This window comes from Oceanobacillus alkalisoli, assembly GCF_021556485.1.
In the GTDB taxonomy this organism is placed as follows: domain Bacteria; phylum Bacillota; class Bacilli; order Bacillales; family Amphibacillaceae; genus Oceanobacillus; species Oceanobacillus alkalisoli.
Genome location: NZ_JAKGBW010000002.1, coordinates 290,867 through 312,061 on the forward strand (window position 1 = coordinate 290,867; position 21,195 = coordinate 312,061).

General features: G+C 35.8%; 23 protein-coding genes. 17 read left to right on the plus strand and 6 right to left on the minus strand.

Annotation, left to right across the window (positions count from 1 at the left end; genetic code table 11):
• Positions 1-87: 87 nt before the first annotated feature.
• The 4 genes from tatC to merA all read left to right on the plus strand — a co-directional run bounded on the left by tatC (position 88) and on the right by merA (position 4,765).
• Entirely contained in the window at positions 88-819 is a 732-nt protein-coding gene (gene tatC, locus LZD48_RS03765; protein WP_235761398.1) for a twin-arginine translocase subunit TatC, read from the plus strand.
• Between the two features lie 423 nt (positions 820-1,242).
• Complete coding sequence (locus tag LZD48_RS03770; RefSeq protein WP_235761399.1) at positions 1,243-2,463, plus strand: murein hydrolase activator EnvC family protein; 1,221 nt, start codon at positions 1,243-1,245, stop codon at positions 2,461-2,463.
• Positions 2,464-2,683: 220 nt separating this feature from the next.
• Positions 2,684-3,082, plus strand: coding sequence for a mercury resistance transcriptional regulator MerR (gene merR / locus LZD48_RS03775; protein WP_235761400.1), 399 nt, complete (start codon positions 2,684-2,686; stop codon positions 3,080-3,082).
• 36 nt (positions 3,083-3,118) lie between these two features.
• Positions 3,119-4,765: a mercury(II) reductase gene (gene merA, locus LZD48_RS03780; RefSeq protein WP_235761401.1), complete on the plus strand. Its 1,647-nt coding sequence runs from the start codon at positions 3,119-3,121 to the stop codon at positions 4,763-4,765.
• 393 nt (positions 4,766-5,158) lie between these two features.
• Here the strand turns inward: merA and LZD48_RS03790 are convergent, their stop codons facing one another.
• The gene (locus LZD48_RS03790) at positions 5,159-5,410 is read right to left on the minus strand and encodes an SHOCT domain-containing protein (protein ID WP_235761402.1); all 252 of its coding nucleotides are present in this window, start codon (positions 5,408-5,410) and stop codon (positions 5,159-5,161) included.
• Between the two features lie 445 nt (positions 5,411-5,855).
• Here LZD48_RS03790 and LZD48_RS03795 point away from each other — a divergent pair, with 445 nt between their 5' ends.
• From LZD48_RS03795 to LZD48_RS03820, 6 genes are all read left to right on the plus strand, one after another.
• Positions 5,856-6,194: a cytochrome P450 family protein gene (locus LZD48_RS03795; RefSeq protein ID WP_235761403.1), complete on the plus strand. Its 339-nt coding sequence runs from the start codon at positions 5,856-5,858 to the stop codon at positions 6,192-6,194.
• A 50-nt stretch (positions 6,195-6,244) separates the two neighbouring features.
• A complete protein-coding gene (locus tag LZD48_RS03800) occupies positions 6,245-6,661 on the plus strand; it encodes a cytochrome P450 family protein (protein WP_235761404.1) in 417 nt (138 codons plus the stop codon).
• 133 nt (positions 6,662-6,794) lie between these two features.
• On the plus strand, positions 6,795-7,160 hold the full coding sequence (locus LZD48_RS03805; RefSeq protein WP_235761405.1) for an ArsR/SmtB family transcription factor: 366 nt from the start codon (positions 6,795-6,797) through the stop codon (positions 7,158-7,160).
• A complete protein-coding gene (locus LZD48_RS03810; RefSeq protein ID WP_235761406.1) occupies positions 7,153-9,564 on the plus strand; it encodes a heavy metal translocating P-type ATPase in 2,412 nt (803 codons plus the stop codon). Before LZD48_RS03805 ends, LZD48_RS03810 begins: the two co-directional genes overlap by 8 nt.
• A 239-nt stretch (positions 9,565-9,803) precedes the next feature.
• Positions 9,804-9,947 (plus strand): hypothetical protein, encoded by a 144-nt coding sequence (locus LZD48_RS03815; RefSeq protein WP_235761407.1) that lies wholly within the window; start codon positions 9,804-9,806, stop codon positions 9,945-9,947.
• Between the two features lie 284 nt (positions 9,948-10,231).
• Entirely contained in the window at positions 10,232-10,522 is a 291-nt protein-coding gene (locus tag LZD48_RS03820; protein ID WP_310739773.1) for a M23 family metallopeptidase, read from the plus strand.
• A 122-nt stretch (positions 10,523-10,644) separates the two neighbouring features.
• On the opposite strand, the gene LZD48_RS03825 is transcribed toward LZD48_RS03820, so the two are convergent.
• Complete coding sequence (locus LZD48_RS03825) at positions 10,645-12,132, minus strand: multicopper oxidase family protein (protein ID WP_235761408.1); 1,488 nt, start codon at positions 12,130-12,132, stop codon at positions 10,645-10,647.
• Positions 12,133-12,405: 273 nt separating this feature from the next.
• The gene (locus tag LZD48_RS03830; RefSeq protein ID WP_235761409.1) at positions 12,406-12,816 is read right to left on the minus strand and encodes a cupredoxin domain-containing protein; all 411 of its coding nucleotides are present in this window, start codon (positions 12,814-12,816) and stop codon (positions 12,406-12,408) included.
• A gap of 249 nt (positions 12,817-13,065) precedes the next feature.
• Between LZD48_RS03830 and LZD48_RS03835 the strand changes: the two genes are divergently transcribed.
• The gene (locus tag LZD48_RS03835; RefSeq protein WP_235761410.1) at positions 13,066-13,290 is read left to right on the plus strand and encodes a hypothetical protein; all 225 of its coding nucleotides are present in this window, start codon (positions 13,066-13,068) and stop codon (positions 13,288-13,290) included.
• 79 nt (positions 13,291-13,369) lie between these two features.
• Here LZD48_RS03835 and LZD48_RS03840 read toward each other — a convergent pair whose 3' ends face one another.
• Positions 13,370-13,618 carry a hypothetical protein gene (locus LZD48_RS03840; RefSeq protein WP_235761411.1) on the minus strand — a complete coding sequence of 83 codons (249 nt, stop codon included), beginning with the start codon at positions 13,616-13,618 and terminating at the stop codon, positions 13,370-13,372.
• 300 nt (positions 13,619-13,918) lie between these two features.
• Complete coding sequence (locus LZD48_RS03845; protein WP_235761412.1) at positions 13,919-14,458, minus strand: CueP family metal-binding protein; 540 nt, start codon at positions 14,456-14,458, stop codon at positions 13,919-13,921.
• A gap of 254 nt (positions 14,459-14,712) precedes the next feature.
• Between LZD48_RS03845 and LZD48_RS03850 the strand changes: the two genes are divergently transcribed.
• Both LZD48_RS03850 and spoIIP read left to right on the plus strand, forming a co-directional pair.
• Positions 14,713-15,606, plus strand: coding sequence for a plastocyanin/azurin family copper-binding protein (locus LZD48_RS03850; RefSeq protein WP_235761413.1), 894 nt, complete (start codon positions 14,713-14,715; stop codon positions 15,604-15,606).
• 260 nt (positions 15,607-15,866) lie between these two features.
• Positions 15,867-17,024, plus strand: a complete 1,158-nt coding sequence (spoIIP, locus tag LZD48_RS03855; protein ID WP_235761414.1) for a stage II sporulation protein P — start codon at positions 15,867-15,869, stop codon at positions 17,022-17,024.
• A 186-nt stretch (positions 17,025-17,210) separates the two neighbouring features.
• Here the strand turns inward: spoIIP and LZD48_RS03860 are convergent, their stop codons facing one another.
• Positions 17,211-17,828, minus strand: a complete 618-nt coding sequence (locus tag LZD48_RS03860) for a YdhK family protein (RefSeq protein WP_235761415.1) — start codon at positions 17,826-17,828, stop codon at positions 17,211-17,213.
• 201 nt (positions 17,829-18,029) lie between these two features.
• On the opposite strand from LZD48_RS03860, the gene LZD48_RS03865 reads away from it, so the two are divergent.
• The 4 genes from LZD48_RS03865 (at position 18,030) to LZD48_RS03880 (ending at position 21,117) form a co-directional block, all read left to right on the plus strand.
• Entirely contained in the window at positions 18,030-18,191 is a 162-nt protein-coding gene (locus LZD48_RS03865; RefSeq protein ID WP_235761437.1) for an SHOCT domain-containing protein, read from the plus strand.
• A gap of 130 nt (positions 18,192-18,321) precedes the next feature.
• Positions 18,322-19,050 carry a cytochrome c biogenesis CcdA family protein gene (locus LZD48_RS03870; RefSeq protein WP_235761416.1) on the plus strand — a complete coding sequence of 243 codons (729 nt, stop codon included), beginning with the start codon at positions 18,322-18,324 and terminating at the stop codon, positions 19,048-19,050.
• A 14-nt stretch (positions 19,051-19,064) separates the two neighbouring features.
• Entirely contained in the window at positions 19,065-20,453 is a 1,389-nt protein-coding gene (locus tag LZD48_RS03875; RefSeq protein WP_235761417.1) for a sensor histidine kinase, read from the plus strand.
• Positions 20,446-21,117 (plus strand): response regulator transcription factor, encoded by a 672-nt coding sequence (locus LZD48_RS03880; RefSeq protein ID WP_235761418.1) that lies wholly within the window; start codon positions 20,446-20,448, stop codon positions 21,115-21,117. Before LZD48_RS03875 ends, LZD48_RS03880 begins: the two co-directional genes overlap by 8 nt.
• Positions 21,118-21,195: the final 78 nt, after the last annotated feature.

Genomic DNA, 21,195 nt, shown 5'->3' on the forward strand with positions numbered 1-21,195 from the left:
TTGAAACAATTTGAGTGGAAAGAGATGTAAGTTTTATTTTTAATTTACATCTCCTTCTTTTGTTTTTAACGTTGAGGAGCGTCATTTATGAGTGAAAAGAATCAAAGTGAAAGAAAAAAGATGAATCTTGTTGACCATCTAACTGAGCTACGAAACCGTTTGGTTGTGACTGTTCTTTTCTTTATTGGTTTCTTCATTGTTGGTTTTATGTATATCAAAGATATTTATTGGTTTTTCGTTAACGATATCGCTATTGAGTTAACGGCTATTAGTCCTGCTGAAATTATTTGGATATATTTTTCGATGGCAGGCTTAGTTGCGATAGTCGGAACTATTCCAATTCTAGCTTATCAAATATGGGCTTTTGTAAAGCCTGGTTTATTGCCACATGAAAGAAGAGCAACAATCGGATATATACCTAGCGTTTTTCTGCTTTTTATTGCAGGGTTAGTATTTGGCTATTTTCTTTTTGTTAAACTGATTATGCCATTTATTTTATCCTTAAACGATGGCATGTTTAATATTATGTTTACCGTTGACCATTATTTTAAATTTCTATTTCGTGTGACCATACCAATTGCTTTTCTTTTTGAATTGCCGATTATTGTCATGTTTTTAACAAGTCTCGGCGTACTTACACCTGGTTTTATGATTAAAAATAGAAAATATGCGTATTTTGGTCTTGTTATAGTTGGGGTCTTAACTACACCACCAGACTTTATTTTACAACTCGTCGTAGTAGTTCCACTTCTTCTCATATATGAGATTAGCCTTCAATTATCGAAAATCGTTTATCGCAAGAAATTACGGAAACATTAGGAGTATATGGTGAAAAATCCTTCTTCTGAAGCCTAAATAACCGTTTAAAACTTTTTAACCGTTGATATAATTATTCAATGCTAGTGGAACAGGCACTTTATCGTCAATTTTTAAAATGTGATCTTTTTCAATGAAATATTACAAAATTACTTAAGTAATATATCTTGAATTGGGAAGATAAAGCTTAACACAGGGTTTTCTTAAAGGAGGCTGATAAGTTTTTCACAAACAAAGAAATATAATGTCGAAATTCGATACACTACTGTAATATTACGATAACGTGGATGAAAATTAAGGGTGCTATTATACCCATGTATTATAAAAAGTAAACATATAAATTTTCACGATATTGCATTTTACATAGAGGGATTTTAATACATAGTTTGTGCAGCAATAATTGTGATGGAAATGAGGAACGAGAAATTGAGGAAAAAAATAATAACAATTACCATGGTAGCAGTGGTTGGTTTAGGTAGCGTATTGTTCAATACTCCAGCATCTGCAGATTCATTAGAGGACCTAAAAAGCGAAGAGACTCAAATTCAACAGGATAGAAAAGACGTAAAGGCAAACCTTTCTAATGCAGAGTCAGAGATTGCTGATATTCTGATTGAGTTAGAAGAAATTAATGTTGAAATTAGCCGAATTACGAAAGCACTTGAAGAAAACAAAGCATCGTTGAAGAAGAATGAGGAAGATATATCTCATAGACAAATGGAGATAGACTTACTAGAAGATGAAATTGTTGAGCTTGAAGAAGCAATTGAAAAACGCTTTGAAATCTTAAAAGAACGAGCAGTTGCTTATCAGAAAAGTGGCGGAAATATCTCTTACATAGAAGTATTATTTGGATCTCAAAGCTTCGGGGATTTCATCAGCCGTGTTAGTGTAATAAATAAGATTACAAACTCTGATGCTGCATTGATGGAACAAATTGAAGCAGATAAAGTAAAAGTGGAAGAGAAGCAGGAAGATGTCGTTATTAAACTTGCGGAATTAAAAGATTTGAGACTAGAACTAGAAGGAATGCAAGCATTAATCGAGGATCAAAAAAAAGAAACGAAGATAAAGCAAGCTAGTTTAAAGGAAAAAGAAGAAAAGCTTGTTGCTAAGGTGGAAGAGTTAAAACTTGAAGACAGTAAACTGGCGGCACTTGAGAAGAAAGTGAAGGGTAATATGACAGCGTTAACTCAGCCAGCCCCGGCTACTCAAATTGCATCCGCTAGTGCTGGCTCAAATGGCGATCTTTCAACGCTAAGTAACCAATCAAGCGGTGGCTATCTTGCCTGGCCAGCGGTAGGTGGGTATATTTCCAGTTATGTTGGACCACGCTGGGGAAGACAGCATAACGGAATTGATATCGCGCGCCCAAGCAATTATAATATTTTAGCTGCTGCAGATGGAGTAGTGACGAAAGCGGGTCATACTGGTGGCTTTGGGAACAGAATAGAGATTGAACATAGTAATGGCTTAAAAACGCTTTATGCGCATTTATCGTCAATTAATGTAACGGTTGGACAAGAAGTTAGTACAGGCACGGTAATCGGGATAATGGGGAATACTGGAAATTCTACAGGGATCCATTTACATTTTGAGGTATATAAGAATGGAGCTTTACAAGATCCTATGTACTATCTGAATTAAATAGATTATTTATTATCGATTGTATACTTATTATCAATTAGAATATAAAGGGCTTGAAATAATCGGTCATAATAAATCAAAAATGGTTTTGAACATCAGAAATACGATGCTTGGAACCATTTTTATTGTTAGAGGACTTCAAACTTTATTGTGTATTAAATATTATACTTGACCATGTACCTTGGTACATGGTTTATTATGTTTATAGAGGTGAATTAATTTGAGCTATCAAATTAGCGTATTTGCTGAAAAATGTGGTGTAAATAAAGAAACAATAAGGTTCTACGAAAAGAAAACATTATTAAAAGAGCCTAATCGAACGGATGCAGGTTATAGGATATATTCGGATGATGATGTTAAACGTGTAAAATTTATAAAAAGATTGCAAGATCTGGGATTTTCATTGAGTGAAATTTATAAATTACTTGGTGTTGTTGATAATGATAATGTGCGTTGCCAAGGTATGTATGAATTTGTATCTAATAAGCAAAAAGAGATTCAGAAGCAAATTGCAGATTTAATAAGGACAGAGTCCATGCTACAAGATTTAAAAAAACGATGTCCTGATCAAAAAGCAATAAATCAATGTCCAATTATTGAATGGTTAGTAATTGATTAAATATATTATCCATTTCAAATGAAGGAGAATTAAATGATGAGAAAATATCGTGTTAAAATCAACGGAATGACCTGTACGGGGTGTGAACAACATATTGATGCTGCATTAACTCGTATAGGTGCTACAAATATCGAAACCAGTTTTCAACGTGGTGAATCGGTATTTGAAATACCAGAGGATGTTAATGCTGAAAATTTAGGGCAGGCAATTAAACAAGCTAATTATCAAATAGAAGACATAGAAGAAATTTCAGTACAGAAGCTGAAAAATATCGAAATAGATAATAAAAGTGATTACGATTTACTCATCATTGGTTCAGGAGGGGCAGCTTTTTCTGCAGCTATTAAATCAATTGAATACGGTGCAAAAGTTGGAATGATTGAACGTGGGATAGTGGGAGGCACTTGTGTAAATATTGGCTGTGTTCCATCGAAAACACTTCTTAGAGCAGGAGAAATCAATCATTTAGCAAAAGCAAATCCGTTCACAGGTTTACAAACATCCACTGGGGTAGTCGATTTAGCCTCTTTGGTGAATCAAAAGGATGAATTAGTTAGCGAACTTCGAAACCAAAAATATATAGATTTAATAGATGAATATGGCATTGATTTAATAAAGGGTAAAGCTAAGTTTGTTGATGAAAATACAGTTGAAGTAAATGGGGAGAAACTTTCTGCAAAACGATTTTTAATTGCAACAGGTGCTTCGCCATCTATACCAACGATTTCAGGACTTGAAGAAGTGGATTATCTAACAAGTACAACACTACTTGCATTAAAAAAGGTGCCTAGACGATTAACAGTTATTGGTACAGGCTATATCGGATTGGAACTGGGGCAACTGTTTCATAATTTAGGTGCAGAAGTCACGCTCATTCAAAGAAGTGATCGCCTTTTAAAAGAGTATGACCTAGAAATTTCAGAAGCTGTAGAAAGAGTCTTAATCGAACAGGGTATAAACCTTATTAAAGAGGCAACTTATGAGCGTGTAGAACAAATTGGAGAGCTAAAAAAGGTTTATATAACGGTAGAAGGTAAGAAAAAAGTCGTGGAATCAGAGCATTTACTTGTTGCAACAGGAAGAAAGCCAAATACGGATTCTTTAAATTTAAGTGCAGCAGGGGTTGAAGTTGGAAAACGAAACGAAATCCTGATAGATGATTATGCTAGAACAAGTAATGAGAAGATTTATGCAGCAGGAGATGTAACTTTGGGACCTCAAATTGTCTATGTAGCAGCCTATGAAGGTGGAATTGTTGGTGATAATGCGATAGGTGGGTTAAATAAAAGATTAAATTTATCGGTTATACCAGCTGTCACGTTTATAAATCCATCGATTGCAACAGTTGGGTTAACTGAAGAACAAGCAAATGAAAAAGGCTATGAAGTAAAAACATCGGTATTATCTTTAGACGCCGTTCCAAGGGCATTAGTAAATCATGAAACGATTGGTGTATTTAAGATTGTTGCTGATGCTAAAACATTAAAAGTTCTTGGGGTTCATATTGTATCTGAAAATGCAGGAGATGTAATTTATGCAGCTTCGCTAGTAGTAAAGCATGACTTAACCGTGGACGATTTAAAAGATAGCCTTGCACCATATTTAACAATGGCTGAAGGTCTAAGGTTAGCTGCTCTTACATTTGATAAAGATGTTTCGAAATTATCTTGTTGTGCAGGGTAAAGAAAAATAATTACGGTGAGGTGAAAATGTTGCATCTAATCATCAAAACAACCATGTAATACTTTATATCGATATTTTGTTACCCAGGTTACATGGTACTTGATATCATATACTGCATGGCTATTCTTCTTATATCCGTCCATACTTTTCACCTCTTGTCTTTAGTATGCAAATCAAAAGATAAGGCTAAAAGCGGATACCGTCTAAAGACGGTGGAGTTAGACCACGCATTTGGAAATTAAACAATATTTACGTTTTTTCATTCTAGTGGACCTAGTGATAGGGTTCGTGTCATAGACTGCAAAAGTAACAACGAGCAAATAAACTTTTGGCTTCCCGATATTTTTGAAAGCCAATTTATAGGGTAGTAGCAGGTTTCCTGTGTCACTACCCCTATATCAATTCATTGATTAATTTTCTCTTTTGCTTATATTCATCATCATTAATTTCGCCTTTAACATAACGTTCTTTTAACATCATTAACGGTCGATCTTCAATTTTGCTTTTCCTCATTAGTAACCGTGCAACAACGTAAATCGTAGCTCCTATAATCATTACAAAGATAATTAACCCAATCACCATAATGATGCACATTATTATCATTGAACCATTCATCATATTATCCGTCATCATATAATTCATCATTCATTTTACCTCTTACTTCATAGTTTTTTTATTTTTGTTTCCCAATATACCCGTTTATGCCAATAACGAATATTTTTAAGTTATGGAATTAAATAATCAATGAAAACTGGAGTTTTCCTGAACGGGCTCCTGTTTATCCGTATATACCTTTAAATAATTAACTTGCTATTTTGACATTCAGTCAGTAGCACATTGAAGACAAGTCTCAGCAAGAAACTTAATGATTGCTTTAGCAATTTATCGATACTTAAAACATCAAGGCCGAAAGGTATCTATTAGAATAACCTAATCCGTCCTATTATTTACCTAAGTCAAAGAAAAATGTATTTTAAATTCAATTTCTTCTTATACTTCTTTTAGACAAACGTCATAACAATGACTAAAGGAAGAGGAAATAGGGAAAAGTAACATAAAATTATCACTAATGAAAATGGAGGTGAATGATATGTCAGATACAAATCAAATGCCTCGGGAAGAAGGAATAGATCATGGCTTGAGTCTTATGAGAGAAGGTTATATGTACATTTTGAACAGACGTCACAGTTTTAATTCTAATATATTTGAGACCAGATTGCTTGGGAAGAAAGCGATCTGCATGGTAGGAAAGGAAGCTGCCGAAGTTTTTTATAACACTGAGAAATTCAAAAGGAAAGATGCAGCACCGAACCGGGCGGTTCAAACATTGTTCGGGAAGAATGGTGTTCAGGCGTTGGATGGACAAGATCACAAACATCGGAAGGAAATGTTTATGTCCATCATGTCTCCCAAGGGCTTCAAAAACTAACAGATATTACAAAAAAACAGTGGAAAACAGCGCTAAATAAATGGGAACAGATGGATGAAGTTGTTCTTTATGAAGAAGTAAAAGAAGTCCTGTGTAGAACAGCCTGCCAGTGGGCAGGCGTCCCGTTGGAAGAAGACGATGTTAAGGAATTGACAAAAGACTTGGCAGCGATGTTCGAGTCTCCAGCTGCAGTTGGTCCAAACGATTGGCTAGGGAGAAATGCACGGAATAAAGTAGAAAATTGGATTGGTGAGTTGGTTGATAAGGTGCGTAATGGGGGAATAAATCCTCAAGAAGATACAACCTTACATAGATTTGCCTGGCATCGCGATTTGGAAGGGAATCTTCTGGATTCCAAGACTGCTGCTGTGGAAGTGATCAATATCTTGAGACCTATTGTGGCTATCGCTATGTGTTCAGTCCTGATCGGTTTGCCAAATGGGAAGGCAGCCCATTCATATTACTGAATAGTTGAGAAGGAAAATCTCATTTTTTAAAAATGATATATATTCAAATGTTCATTTGACTATTAGTTTATAATTGAATATAATAAAAGTATATTTAATATCCAAACAACTATTTGAATGTGGGGGGAATATTATGACAAAAGATATTTGTGAAGTTACCTGTATTCACGAGGATAAAGTAAACAGAGCTAAAAATGACCTTGCTAAACAAAATCCTATGGAAGTAGCTAAGGTTTTTAAGGCTCTGTCAGATGATACAAGAATTAAAATTGCTTATGTTTTGTCCCTAGAGGGGGAGTTGTGTGTTTGTGATGTGGCGAACATTATTGAATCTTCAACTGCTACAGCATCCCATCATTTAAGATTATTGAAAAATTTAGGGATAGCAACATATCGCAAAGAAGGAAAGTTAGTCTATTATTCACTAGATGATGAGCATGTTAAACAGCTCGTGGAAAAAGCCTTCGTGCATCAGAGGGAGGCTATGAAAGTTGGATAATACAGCAAAAACCTTAACAGAAGATAAAAATGTTTATCGTGTTGAGGGTTTCTCATGTGCAAGTTGTGCAGGGAAGTTCGAAAAAAATGTAAAACAACTACCAGGAGTACAGGATGCTAAGGTCAATTTTGGAGCTTCTAAAATTGATGTAATCGGTAATGCAAGCCTTGAAGAGCTAGAAAAGGCTGGTGCTTTCGAGAATCTTAAAGTGGCACCAGAGAAAACAAGAAGACGGGTCGAGCCGGTCGTAATTGAAGAAAAAAATGTATACCGTGTTGAAGGCTTTTCCTGTGCAAACTGTGCCGGGAAATTTGAAAAGAATGTAAAAGAAATACCGGGAATTCAAGATGCAAAAGTAAATTTTGGAGCTTCTAAAATTAATGTGTATGGAAGCACAACAATCGATGAACTTGAAAAAGCAGGTGCCTTCGAGAATCTTAAAGTATTTCCTGAAAAACTAGCGAATCAATCGATACGAGAAGTTAAAGAAGATAATAAGGCTTATAAAGAAGAGAAAATGCCATTTTATAAAAAACACAGTACATTACTATTTGCCTCATTACTAATTGCCTTTGGTTACCTTTCTCACTTTGTAAATGGAGAAGATAACCTGGTAACTTCAATGTTATTTATAGGTTCAATTGTAATTGGAGGATATTCACTATTTAAAGTTGGTTTTCAAAATTTGATACGCTTCGATTTCGACATGAAAACCCTGATGACAGTTGCCGTTATTGGAGCCGCCATCATCGGTGAATGGGCAGAGGCGTCTATTGTTGTCATTCTCTTTGCAATCAGTGAAGCACTTGAACGTTTCTCTATGGATAGAGCAAGACAATCCATTCGTTCATTGATGGATATTGCTCCAAAAGAAGCCCTTGTTAGACGGAATGGTCAGGAAATAATGATCCATGTGGATGATATCGCTGTAGGTGATATTATGATTGTCAAACCAGGAGAAAAAATCGCCATGGATGGGCTAGTTGTGAATGGCTTCTCAGCTGTCAACCAGGCAGCTATAACAGGAGAATCTGTCCCTGTTGCCAAAACGGTAAATGATGAAGTATTTGCAGGTACACTTAACGAAGAGGGATTACTTGAAGTAAAAATCACTAAATATGTAGAAGATACAACAATTGCTAAGATTATTCACTTAGTTGAAGAAGCGCAAGGGGAACGTGCTCCAGCTCAAGCGTTTGTAGATAAATTCGCAAAATATTATACGCCCATTATTATGATTATTGCAGCCCTAGTTGCCATTGTTCCACCACTATTCTTTGGAGGAAACTGGGGAACATGGGTATACCAGGGATTAGCGGTACTTGTGGTCGGTTGTCCTTGTGCATTAGTTATTTCCACACCAATCTCGATTGTTTCCGCAATCGGAAATGCTGCCAAAAAAGGTGTCTTAATCAAAGGTGGTGTTTATTTAGAAGAATTGGGTACGATCAAGGCAATTGCCTTTGATAAGACCGGAACACTAACAAAAGGTGTACCGGTAGTAACGGATTATAAAGTACGAAATGAACAGATTAAAGAAAAAGAGCTACTTTCCATCATTACAGCATTAGAATACCGTTCACAACATCCACTTGCTTCAGCAATTACGAAGAAGGCAGAACAAGAAAATATCGCTTTTAAAGATATTCAAGTGGAGGATTTCACTTCCATTACGGGGCGTGGGATTAAAGGGATTGTAAACGGAACGACCTATTATATTGGCAGCCCAAGGCTTTTCAAGGAATTGAATGTATCCGACTTGAGTCTGGAGTTTGAAAACGAGGTAAAAGCCTTACAAAATGAAGGTAAAACGGCCATGATCATTGGGACGGAACAAACGATCCTTGGCGTGATAGCTGTTGCGGATGAAGTCCGTGAAACAAGTAAAGACGTGGTTCAAAAAATTCACCAGTTAGGGATTAAGCAAACAACGATGCTGACAGGTGATAATAAAGGTACTGCAAGTGCCATAGGTACACATGTAGGCGTAACCGATATTCAAGCCGAGTTAATGCCCCAGGATAAGTTGGAATACATCAAAAAAATGAAATCAGATTATGGCAAGGTAGCCATGATCGGCGATGGCGTCAATGATGCCCCGGCTTTAGCTGCATCTACTGTTGGAGTAGCAATGGGTGGGGCTGGGACGGATACGGCCATCGAAACAGCAGATATTGCTTTAATGGGAGGTGACTTAACAAAGCTGCCATTTGCAGTGAGGTTGAGTCGAAAAACATTGAATATTATTAAAGCGAATATTACTTTTGCGATTGGAATTAAGTTGATTGCCTTACTATTAGTTATTCCGGGTTGGCTAACCCTTTGGATTGCTATTCTTTCAGATATGGGAGCTACTATTCTCGTAGCATTGAATAGTTTGCGACTCATGAGAGTAAAAGAATAATGGATTTTACCAAACTCCCCAAGAGCTAACGTTACATCTAGCTCTTGGGATTTTTTAGAAGATGAAATAAGAAATCTAGTATTTTTTGCTTTATTTGACGTATTCAAACTTCACAATTTCTACATAAAGTTAATTTATAATACTAATGAAATATAGACAATTTACTAAAAGGTCTATCTTTTTTTTGGTAAGGAAAAAGTTAAGAAATCGATTTTAAGCTGGTAAATAATGGCGATTTGATGGAACAAATTGAAGCAGATAAAGTAAAAGTGGAAGAGAAGCAGGAAGAGGTCGTTATTAAACTTGCGGAATTAAAAGATTTGAGACTAGAACTAGAAGGAATGCAAGCATTAATCGAGGATCAAAAAAAGAAACGAAGATAAAGTAAGCTAGTTTAAAGGAAAAAGAAGAAAAGCTTGTTGCTAAGGTGGAAGGGTTAAAACTTGAAGACAGTAAACTGGCGGCACTTGAGAAGAAAGTTAAGGGTAATATGACAGCGTTAACTCAGCCAGCCCGGGCTACTCAAATTGCATCCGCTAGTGCTGGCTCAAATGGCGATCTTTCAACGCTAAGTAACCAATCAAGCGGTGGCTATCTTGCCTAGCCAGCGGTAGGTGGGTATAATTCCAGTTATGTTGGACCACGCTGGGGAAGACAGCATAACGGAATTGATATCGCGCGCTCAAGCAATTATAATATTTTAGCTGCTGCAGATGGAGTAGTGACGAAAGCGGGTCATACTGGTGGCTTTGGGAACAGAATAGAGATTGAACATAGTAATGGCTTAAAAACGCTTTATGCGCATTTATCGTCAATTAATGTAACGGTTGGACAAGAAGTTAGTACAGGCACGGTAATCGGGATAATGGATAATACTGGAAATTATACAGGGATCCATTTACATTTTGAAGTATATAAGAATGGTGCTTTGCAGAATCCGATGGACTACCTAAATTAAATGATGTTTATTGTCGAGATTATATGCTAGATATCAATTTAGAGGGCTTAGACAACTAGACATAAAAATGGTTCCAACCATCTGAAATAGGGGGTTGGAACCATTTTTTTATTTTACTGATCCTATTCTACCTTTACCTGTCCCATCATGCCGTTGTCCTCATGTTCAAGAATGTGACAATGGAACATATATATACCCTTGTGCTTAAATTGTATTGCTATTTTTACCGTTTCATCTGGTTGAACAGAAATACTGTCTTTCCATCCTCGCTCATTCTCCGGGGGTTCTTCTCCATCTCTGGATAGTATTTTAAATTGGGCCCCGTGTATGTGGAATGGATGGATCATCCCACCCATCTCGTCTGGCTTATTGTAAATTTCCCATACTTCAGTAACACCTTGTTCTTGCGTGAAATCAATTCGTTCTGGATCAAATTTCTTCCCATTAATCGTAACCTGATCCATCATTCCGAAGAGTTCCACTTGCTTTGTAACTGGCATGCTTAGCTCTTCTTCTGATACTGAAACATCATTCATCTTCTCAGGAATACTGCTTTCTTCTCCACCTTCTTCAGAAACATTAAAGGGAAGAAGGATAGAGCCATCTTCATTTACTAACGTCAAGTCATTCTCCGTGTCGAGCTGTGAGAAATCAATAATGATTTCCGCCCGTTCGGATGGTGTTAGTGTAATTTCATCCAGTGTCACCGGTTTGTTTAAAAATCCTCCATCCGTTGCGATTTGCTCGAATGAATCCCCAGTATTCAATTTAAATGTGTAATTTCTTGCATTTGATCCGTTCAATAAGCGGAGACGTACTTTCTCTTTATTAACAGTTAACTTTGGATTCAATGTCCCATTAATTAGCAACGTCTCACCGATTGTTCCGTCATCATTCATTGCAGCGCTAAAATTTAATTGACCTTTATCATCGAATGTTTTATCTTGAAAAATCAGTGGGATGTCATTCTCTCCATACGTATTTGGCAATCCAAGACTTTTTGAATGATCATCTTCGATATAAATCAGGCCTGCGAGTCCATTGTATACTTGTTCAGCAGTTTTCCCTTCAGGATGGGGGTGAAACCATAGTGTTGAAGCTTCTTGAGTCACATCAAATTCAATTATTTCTTCTTCTCCGGGTTCCAGGAATTCATGTGGTCCACCATCAGCATCCCCGGTTACTTCCAATCCATGCCAATGAAAGGTTGTTTCCTCATCTAACTCATTAATCGTTCTAATTTTTACTGCTTTACCTTCTTCAAGCCGAAGCATTGGTCCTAAAAAGGAACCATTATACCCGTACGTTTTCGTTTTAGTACCATCGAAAATTTCAGTTTCTCCGGTTTGTGCCCGAACGGTGTATTTAACTTGATTGTCATCATCATTATCAGGCTCTAATATAGGAGGGACGTTCAATTCATTTTCCCCGGTAGAGTTGTTTAAACTTACTACCTCATCGTGGCTCATATGCTCGTCCATGGTGTCGTGATCCATGGTTGAATGGTCCATGTCATCCATTTCTTCTTCAGGCTGCGTGTTATCATTACTGCAAGCACTGATAACCCATATACTAATTATCAATACTAGAATCTTAAGTTTTGTTCCCATCTTATGTTTCCTTTCTCTTTTTAGATTATTTCCTATTTAGTGTAACAAGAGATTATGAAGAAAATATGCAAATTTTGTGTTGAAATATAAGGCTTAGAATATACGTCTTATTTGATCCTTTATATTTATAAAGCAGTATTTCTAAAGTACTGCTTAAAAGGAAAACTAAAATGGCACCTAAATCCGATTACGCAAGGAATTAGGCGCCTAAAAATAGATTTATTAAATGTGAAATTAAGTGAAAAAATCAGTTGGTTATATATTTAATCGAACTTACTGTACAATCAATTTAGCGACCATATCGCTATGGCCTTGACCGCAAGGGATATTGCAATAGATAGTATATTCACCCGGCTCCTCCGGTGTAAATACTGCCTCCCCATCTCCTTCAACGCTTACATCTAGCTCATCGATAGAGATTCCATGCATTCCTTCAACGTTTGTCAGGCTTAGCTTTACTTCTTCTCCAGCAGTTACCGTAGTTTCGGATAGATCTAACTCAAAGTTAGATGCTTGGATTTCAATTTCGTTAAAAGTGGTTTCTTCTGAAGAGCTGGTGCTCTCTGTCTCCTCCGTTGAATTGTCACCATCGTTATCCGTCGTACTGCTGTTATCATCCCCACCACAGGCTGCCAGCACTAAAATGAGACTCAGGATTAAAGTTACTAATATGCTTCTTTTCAATATAGTTTCCTCCCACTTGATTTAATTTATTGGTAGCTGTGTTGTAACTACTCCAAAATAATAGTAATCCTTACATGTCCACATTTGATGCAGAAAACGTGGCGAATTTGGGACAGTTAGATGGGAGTTTACTGACGTGACGCAAAATGTTAACCTTTTCTGGATAAATTCTTGAAAGTTTTTATATAAAGTTAAATTGTGAAAGACGTTTTTAAACCTTATACCAACTAATTTAAAGGAGGTTTTTAAATGAAAAAGAAGTTAATATCAGGAGGTCTTGTTATTGTTCTGGCTTTGGGTATAGGTAATGTAGTATATGCCCACGGTGGTTCAGACAGTGGATGGAATTTTCAAGAAATGCTCCCTTTCATGAAGGAAATGCATCCAGAGATGGATAAACAGAAAATGAAGGAGATGTATCAAAAGTGTCACGGTTCGAGTGATGACAAGGCACTGATGGGCACCAAAATATAAGTAGTGTGTGTTAGACTAATCCCCCATATCTAGTCTAATTATATATAAAACAGAACTATCATACATTGGTAGTTCTGTTTTAATTTAATTTATTGCATATTCGGTAATTCAAAATTACATGAAAATCATAGAATGATTCATCATAGGTAACTTTCACTTTACCGGAGTTTATGTCTACTTCTACAGTGCCTTTTAATGTTAAATCTACAAGTAAATCTTTTTCTAAACCAAGCCGCTCTGCTTCTTTTACTGTAAGCCAAAAACCTAATGCAGCCGCTGTAGCAATAATAATGTCATACCAATAAATTGTAACTGCACCAATCTCCAAAAACACCCTATCCAAAGGAGCTACTGTAGTAAATATTATTTGTTAACCTCTGCAAGATTCCTTGGAAAACATGAAAGAAACTGTTGGGAATCAAGGTTATGACGTAGCATAAAAATAGATGATAAAAGCTGGTTTCTGGAATTGGGACCAGCTTTTTTTGAAATGCGTAAAGATGAATTACCTTTAAACCCTTTAAAAGATTCCATCTTGTTCTTATTCTGAATAACAGAGCGTCCAATAATATTATCGGATGCTCTGTTATTTGTTTGCCATTATTAAAGTAAATTAAGCTTCATTATTTTACATCAACTGCATAGTTGTAATGCACGTATTATCATTTTTGAAGGTAGAGAACTCTGATTCAGCTATTTTACCTTCCTGTGTAATAGTAACCTGATAAGTTTCTTCCCTCGGAACCCATAAGTCAATAAATCCATTTGCTTCTGATTTCATTGTTTGATCAATGATTACGTTACCGTTCGAATCCTCAATATATACATCAAACTCTTCATTCACCATCTCACCTTGACAGCCAGTCAAGCTATGAATATCACAAGGGTGTGTCTGGTTGATGAACGGAGCGATAGAAACAAAGAATTCATCTTCAGGTAAGTCATAAATCAATTGATTTTCCTCAGCATCAGTAACAATAAGTTCATGCGAGGAAATCGAGGCTGTTTCATTTTCAATATTACCTACACTGTAATCTAGAACTAATTCCTTTATATCCTGAGTTTCATTCGCTTTTGGGGCAGTACCAGCATCATTTCCCAAGAATGAAAGTACTACTATTCCTAATATGACTATCCCAACTATTGTAAAGATTAGGCTTTTTTTCATACATAATTCTCCTCGTTTAAGTTATTATATCCGCTTAAAATAGATTGAAAAGGAATTCTTCATCGCAATATCATGATAAATTTATTCTTTCTTTATAAATTTATCTGGAATTAATGGAGTTTCTGTGTAGAAATTATGTCTAACTTGTGAAAAAGTATATCTTTAATTTTAATAATAATCACTCATAAGAATGAATCAATACAACGTTCATATAATAGGCGTGAAGGACAAGTATTGAAAAGGGGGAATGAAAAATGACATTTGCTTTAAGTGTAACTTTGGCGTTCATATTTATACTAAAGCTCTTTATTATATGGGAAACGATTCGTTACAGGGGAAAAATAACGAACATGGCTGGAATGATGATCTCTATGTCCCTTGGAATGATAGGTGGGCTCACAGTTGGTGTCATACTAGGTATTTTACTCTTAGGAGATTTGTTTTCCTCTACTATTTTAGCAATGTTGATTGGAGTATTAGCCGGGTTCCTAGCGGGTCTTCCTATAGGTTTAATGCCAGTTATAGACGGAACGTTAGCGGGTATTATGGGCGGTATGATGGGAGCGATGTTAGGTGAAATGATTGCTCCTGAGTACCAGGAAACCATAATAAGGGTCATGTTTTTGTTATTCATAGGAATTATTGTAATTTTGTATCAAATGATGCAGCAGGAATTCATAAAAAGCAAAGCAATTGTCAATCATCCTGTCACCATGATTGTGTTATTTGTTCTTTTTACTGTTGGATATAATCAGGTGGGTCCATTGATTACACCTTCACATTCATCAAATAATAGTAACCATCATCACAGTATCGGGATAAATAGCGTGGTTATACAAGCTGACGATTATTCTTTCACTCCAAGCCATACAGAGATAAAAGCTGGTGAAATGGTGACAATTACTTTAGACAATATCGGTGAAGTGGAACATGATATCGAAATAATAGGAATGGAAGCGGAAATAGAGGAACAAGCCTCATCGCACGATCATGGGCAGGGTAATGATCAATTACATCTGCACAGCTTTCCAGGAGAGAAACAGGAAATAACATTCACTGTTATCACCACAGGTACCTACCGTTATGTCTGTACCATACCAGGTCATGAAGAGTTAGGAATGACTGGGGTTATTGAAATCGTGTCATGAAAATTTATTCTGCAATTTCTTGCTTCTATGAGTTTAATGATAGGTTTTACAATAATGATGATTTTAGATGTGGTACTCGGATAAAAATCGTTAGTATTATTATGGAGATATGAAGAAAATTCATTTAAACCTAGATAAAGACATGGCATGAAATGCGTTTTATTTCAATGCCATGTCTTTAATTTTGGCACAATATCATTTAAAATATGAAACTTCTAAATTACTTATCAGCCTCATAGTATTACTAGAGGTGATTATTAATGGCAAAAAGGCAAATGAAAGAAAAAAATGCAACGGTTTTAGTACTTCCATTCCTTTTATTTATATTTTCTATCATACTATTAGTTAGTAGTCCATCAAATTTAAAAATCAATATCTTCAAAAATCAAGACTATATAGAAATTATCAACTCAGAAACTATTACCAATGCACTTCTTCTAATGATAGGGGAAGGAGTTCCACAGTTCAAAGACTTTCTTGAGAAAGAAGTGGAAATACCTTCTATAACGGAGGTAGCATTTGAGTCGATTACGGGTATTAAAACCGATAATATATCAACATTACTTTTGCATGAAATACCAGGGTTTAACCGTGCTACAACTAAAATTTATATTGCGGGAGAGGGATCTGACTACTCCAATCTGCCTAATGAATCTCCCCCACCTAATTTTGATGAATTGCTTAAAAAGGAAGATTCAAACAAGGAACAAGCTCAGAACAGTGAAAATAAAAGTAATGAAGAGAGTAGTATCAAAAAAATAAATGATCCCTCTGTTTTTATTTATCATTCCCATAGTTGGGAAGGATACTTGCCTCTAATTAATAAGGATGTTAAGCCAAGTGAAGCTTCCAGTATAAATAACGAGGAAAATGTAGTTCTGGTTGGAACAATGTTAAGTAATAAATTGAAAGAATACGGAATAACAGCCCAGCATGAAGAAACGAATATGGCACAAGCATTACACGACAAGGGATGGGATTATAACAATTCGTATACCCTCTCGCGTGAACTTGTTCAGACTGTATCATCACAAAGTAAAAGTATCTCTTACTATATTGACATTCATAGGGATTCAGCTAGAAAAGAAAGTACTACTACAACGATAAATGGTAAGAATTACGCAAGGCTATACTTTGTGGTGGGACAAGAACATGAGAATTATCAAGAGAATTTAATGTTTGCAAAGGAGATTCATGAAAAGCTTGAAGAGAAATATCATGGTTTGAGTAAAGGGATTTACTTAAAAACGAGGGCGGAAGGTAATGGAGTATATAATCAGGATATTTCCAGTAAATCAATTTTAGTAGAAGTAGGTGGAATAGATAACGATAAAGATGAATTAAGTAATACGATTGATGCGTTTTCAGAAGTTTTTAAAGAACTTTACGATGGTGCAATTGAAGTCAATGCTCAGTAAAGAAGTTTTTCTAAGATGCATGTTAGATATGTAAGAATTTGGGATATCTATATTTGCAGTATTAAGCACTGGGCTGTTCGTGTTCATTAAATTAATCCAGCGAAAAATGGTTCCTATCATCAAATCAATGATAGGAACCATTTTAAAATTATACTTAGATATTTATGTCCAACTATCTATAAATATTTACTCGGCAGGGGATAATTCATTTTCCGTTACCCATTTATGGTTTGTTACTTCTTCTCCACCTGTAGTTGGAATGAAATCAACCATGTAGACCGTTGTTTCTTCAGCGGAATCAATTTCAGCTACAGCCCCATCCATACCATTCATATGGTCTGCATTCATTGTTACTTCAGTACCTGGTTCTAGAGGAGCTGCTCCCGGATTTTCCAATTCCTCATGGATGATCCATTTATGGTTCGTTACTTCCTCACCGCCAGTTGTAGGAGTGTAGGAAACAGTATAGACCGTTGTCTCATAGGCTCCTGCAATTGTCGCTTCGGCACCATTCATTCCTTCCATATGATCTGTCTCTATGATTGCTTGACTACCAACTTCATATGTTGGATTTTCAGCTTCTTTCAAATTCTCGGGGACTTCTCCAGAGCTAGACATATCCATTTCAGAATGATCCATACCTTCATGTGAGTCAGCTTCCGATTCCGTGTCTTCTTCTGTGTTTGATTCTGTCTCGTTACCCGTATTTTCTTCCGGATCCGTTTCTTCTGTTCCACCAGTACAAGCAGCTAATAGAAACACTGTAGAGATAGAAAAAAGTACCATTATTATATTTCTGCTCACTTTTATCCCTCCATTTTTTTAGTCTTGATTAATCTACCCCGTAAATTTGCATTTTATGTGCAGATTCTTTTACAAGTCATTAGATGACCTTTTTCTGCAAATTTTCTTGACTAATTCTCTATATAATTATCCTTATAATAATAAGAAGGTGATAAAATGCACTTCATGTATGGTTATGGTTCAATATGGCCGATGATCTGTATGATAATAGCTTGGTTGGGTTTAATATTTATAGGGGTTCTTTTAATTAGAAATTTCACCAAGGGGAAACCTAACACCTATAAAATCTTAAAGGAAAGATTTGCAAAAGGTGAAATAGATAAAGAAGAATTCGAACGTATAAAATCAGTTCAAAAGGATTGAGATTACTACGAAAACATCTGCACAATAAATGGATACTTTTTTAATAAACTAATATGAATGGGTGATTTATTGAACCCATCTACTAAGGTTAAGAAAAATAGTTGATAAAGATAGTGAGTTGAACGAAAATATGGTTGATGTATTTTATCAAATCAGTAGTACATTACTTGGACAACTGCAACAATTGGCATTTGGTTTTCAACATCTCCCAATATTATTTGCATTCTTCCTAGGATTAGTCGGAGCTGTGGCTCCATGCCAGCTCACTAGTAATATAAGTGCAATAACTATATATGGGAACAGGTCATTAGTTGACAAGGTGCCTTGGTTATATGTGTTTATGTTTGTTTTAGGTAAAATTGTTGTCTTTTCAATAATTGGCATTGTAATCTGGCTGTTAGGAAAAGAAGTGCATAGTACATTAACACAAATGTTTCCTCTTTTACGAAAAGTTATCGGACCGGTACTTATATTCATCGGATTATATATGATGGGAGTATTTCGCTGGGGTAAAACGTGGGCGATTTTAGAATTTCCTTTCAATAAGTTAAAAGATAGTTATTTGGGTAGTTTTTTAATGGGAGTAAGCTTTACATTAGCTTTTTGTCCAACCATGTTTATCCTATTTATCGTCACATTGATGCCAATCGTTTTGGAGACTTCGAATGGATTTATTCTGCCTTCTGTATTTGGGATAGGGACATCTCTTCCTTTACTGATCGTTATCTTTTTGATTTGGTATTTTGGAGCAAGTGGAGTAATCTTAAAGAAGAGCAGGAAGATAGGTGCAATAACTCAAAAGGTTGCAGGAGTTTTACTTCTTCTCATTGGCATACTAGACACATTAACCTATTGGTAGTATAGGAGACGATCATGTTTAATAAACTGTCCTTAAAAATTGGAATGTTGTTTTTTGTTTTTATTTTGATCATTGAAACTTTCCTTTATTCCATTCTGTATACTAATCTGGCAAATGAACGGATTGAAGAAGTGATGGATAACCTATTGGCTCGCGGAAACACACATAGCGATGTGTTAGAGGAACATTTTAATCAAACTACATTAGAACACGTTGCTATCATGGAGTCTGAATCAGATTTTGCTGTAGTAATTACAGATGCATCAGGATTTGTAATTGTTCATTCAGATCCAATTGATGAAGAGATGCTAGAAGTTATTAAACATACGGATACCCACCAAATACCAACAGATGGAAAAGTGATAGAAGAACGCTGGATGGAGAAAGATTATATTGCAACCGACAGTCCGATTACAATAAATGAAGAACATCAGGGACATGTATTTATGTTCGCTGATACGGATAATATCAAACGAATTGTGGATCATTTAAGCGATCAATTTTTAATCATTGGATTTATAACTATCATACTGACAATTATTACAGTTTTTATCCTTTCTAGATTAATTACAAAACCTTTAATTGAAATAACGAAAGCAACAGAACAGTTAAGCAAAGGCAGGAATAGGGTAGAACTACAAACGGATCGAAGTGATGAACTCGGTGAATTGGCGAATTCAATTACAACATTATCGAATGATTTAGAACACATGAAAAAGGAAAGAAATGAATTTTTAGCTAGTATCTCTCATGAACTGCGAACACCTTTAACCTATATAAAAGGATATGCAGATATAATTAGCCGAGATGACATTACGGATGATGAGAAAAGTGAATACCTCGAAATCATTCGGGAAGAAACGGAACAATTGACAGTATTAGTGAGAAATCTATTTAATCTGGCAAAAATGGATCAGAATACATTCGGTATAAATAGACAGAATATAGAATTTGGGAAATTAATTTATACGATTACGGAGCGTATTCGACCTGCTCTGGAAGAAAAAAATATTATATTTTTAGTCTCTTGTCCAAGTAATATTATCGCAAATATTGATCCGGATAGAATGCAGCAAGTGCTATTGAATATATTGGACAATGCAAAAAAACATACTTCTGAAGGGAAACGTATCTCAGTAGAAGTCTATCAAAATAAACATAACATTAAAACGATAATCTCAGACGAAGGTGAAGGTATTCCAGAAGAAGATCTGCCTTATATATTTGAACGTTTGTACCGCGTGGAAAAGTCTAGATCTAGACTAAGTGGCGGAACGGGATTAGGGTTGGCCATCGCGAAAGAAATTGTGGAGTCTCATGGTGGCAGCATTGAGGTTAATAGTAAGATAGGAGAAGGGACTAGCTTTGAAATAATACTGCAGAGAGGTGAACATATTGAATAAAGTCTTATTAGTTGATGATGAAAAAAGGATGTTAGACTTATTAGCATTGTACTTGAAGCCGCATAATTATTTACCTACTAAGGCGTTGGGGGCTAAAGAAGCCTTATCGTATATAAAAGAAGAAACTTTTGACATTATTCTGCTTGATATCATGATGCCAGAAATGAATGGATGGGAGCTTTGTAAGGAAATAAGACGTTTCTCTGAGGTGCCAATTATAATGGTTACTGCACGTGAACAGAAGGAAGATATCGTGAAGGGGCTGAAACTCGGTGCAGATGATTATATTACAAAACCTATTAATGAAGAGGAATTATTAGCAAGAATGGATGCGCTCCTACGTAGAATAAAACCATCTAGCCAAATTTACGTTCACGGTCTCTTATGGAATGAAGAACGGTTTGAACTGTCTTATCATAACAATCCTATAAAATTAACGCCGAAGGAATTTTTGATGATTGGACACTTAATGAAAAATCCGAATCGTGTTTTTGCTAGGGACCAATTAATAGACTTAATTTGGGGCTATGAGTCTGAAACAGAAGGAAGGACGATTGATTCGCATGTAAGGAATGTAAGGGAAAAAATCCGCCGGGCAGGTTTTCCAATCGATGACTATTTTATAACTGTTTGGGGCATTGGTTATAAGTGGGTTCATAACTAATTTTCATAAGCGGTATTTTTTCTACAAAACAAAAATGCACACATTCTGCACAGTTTTGTAATATTTATTTTAGTTTAC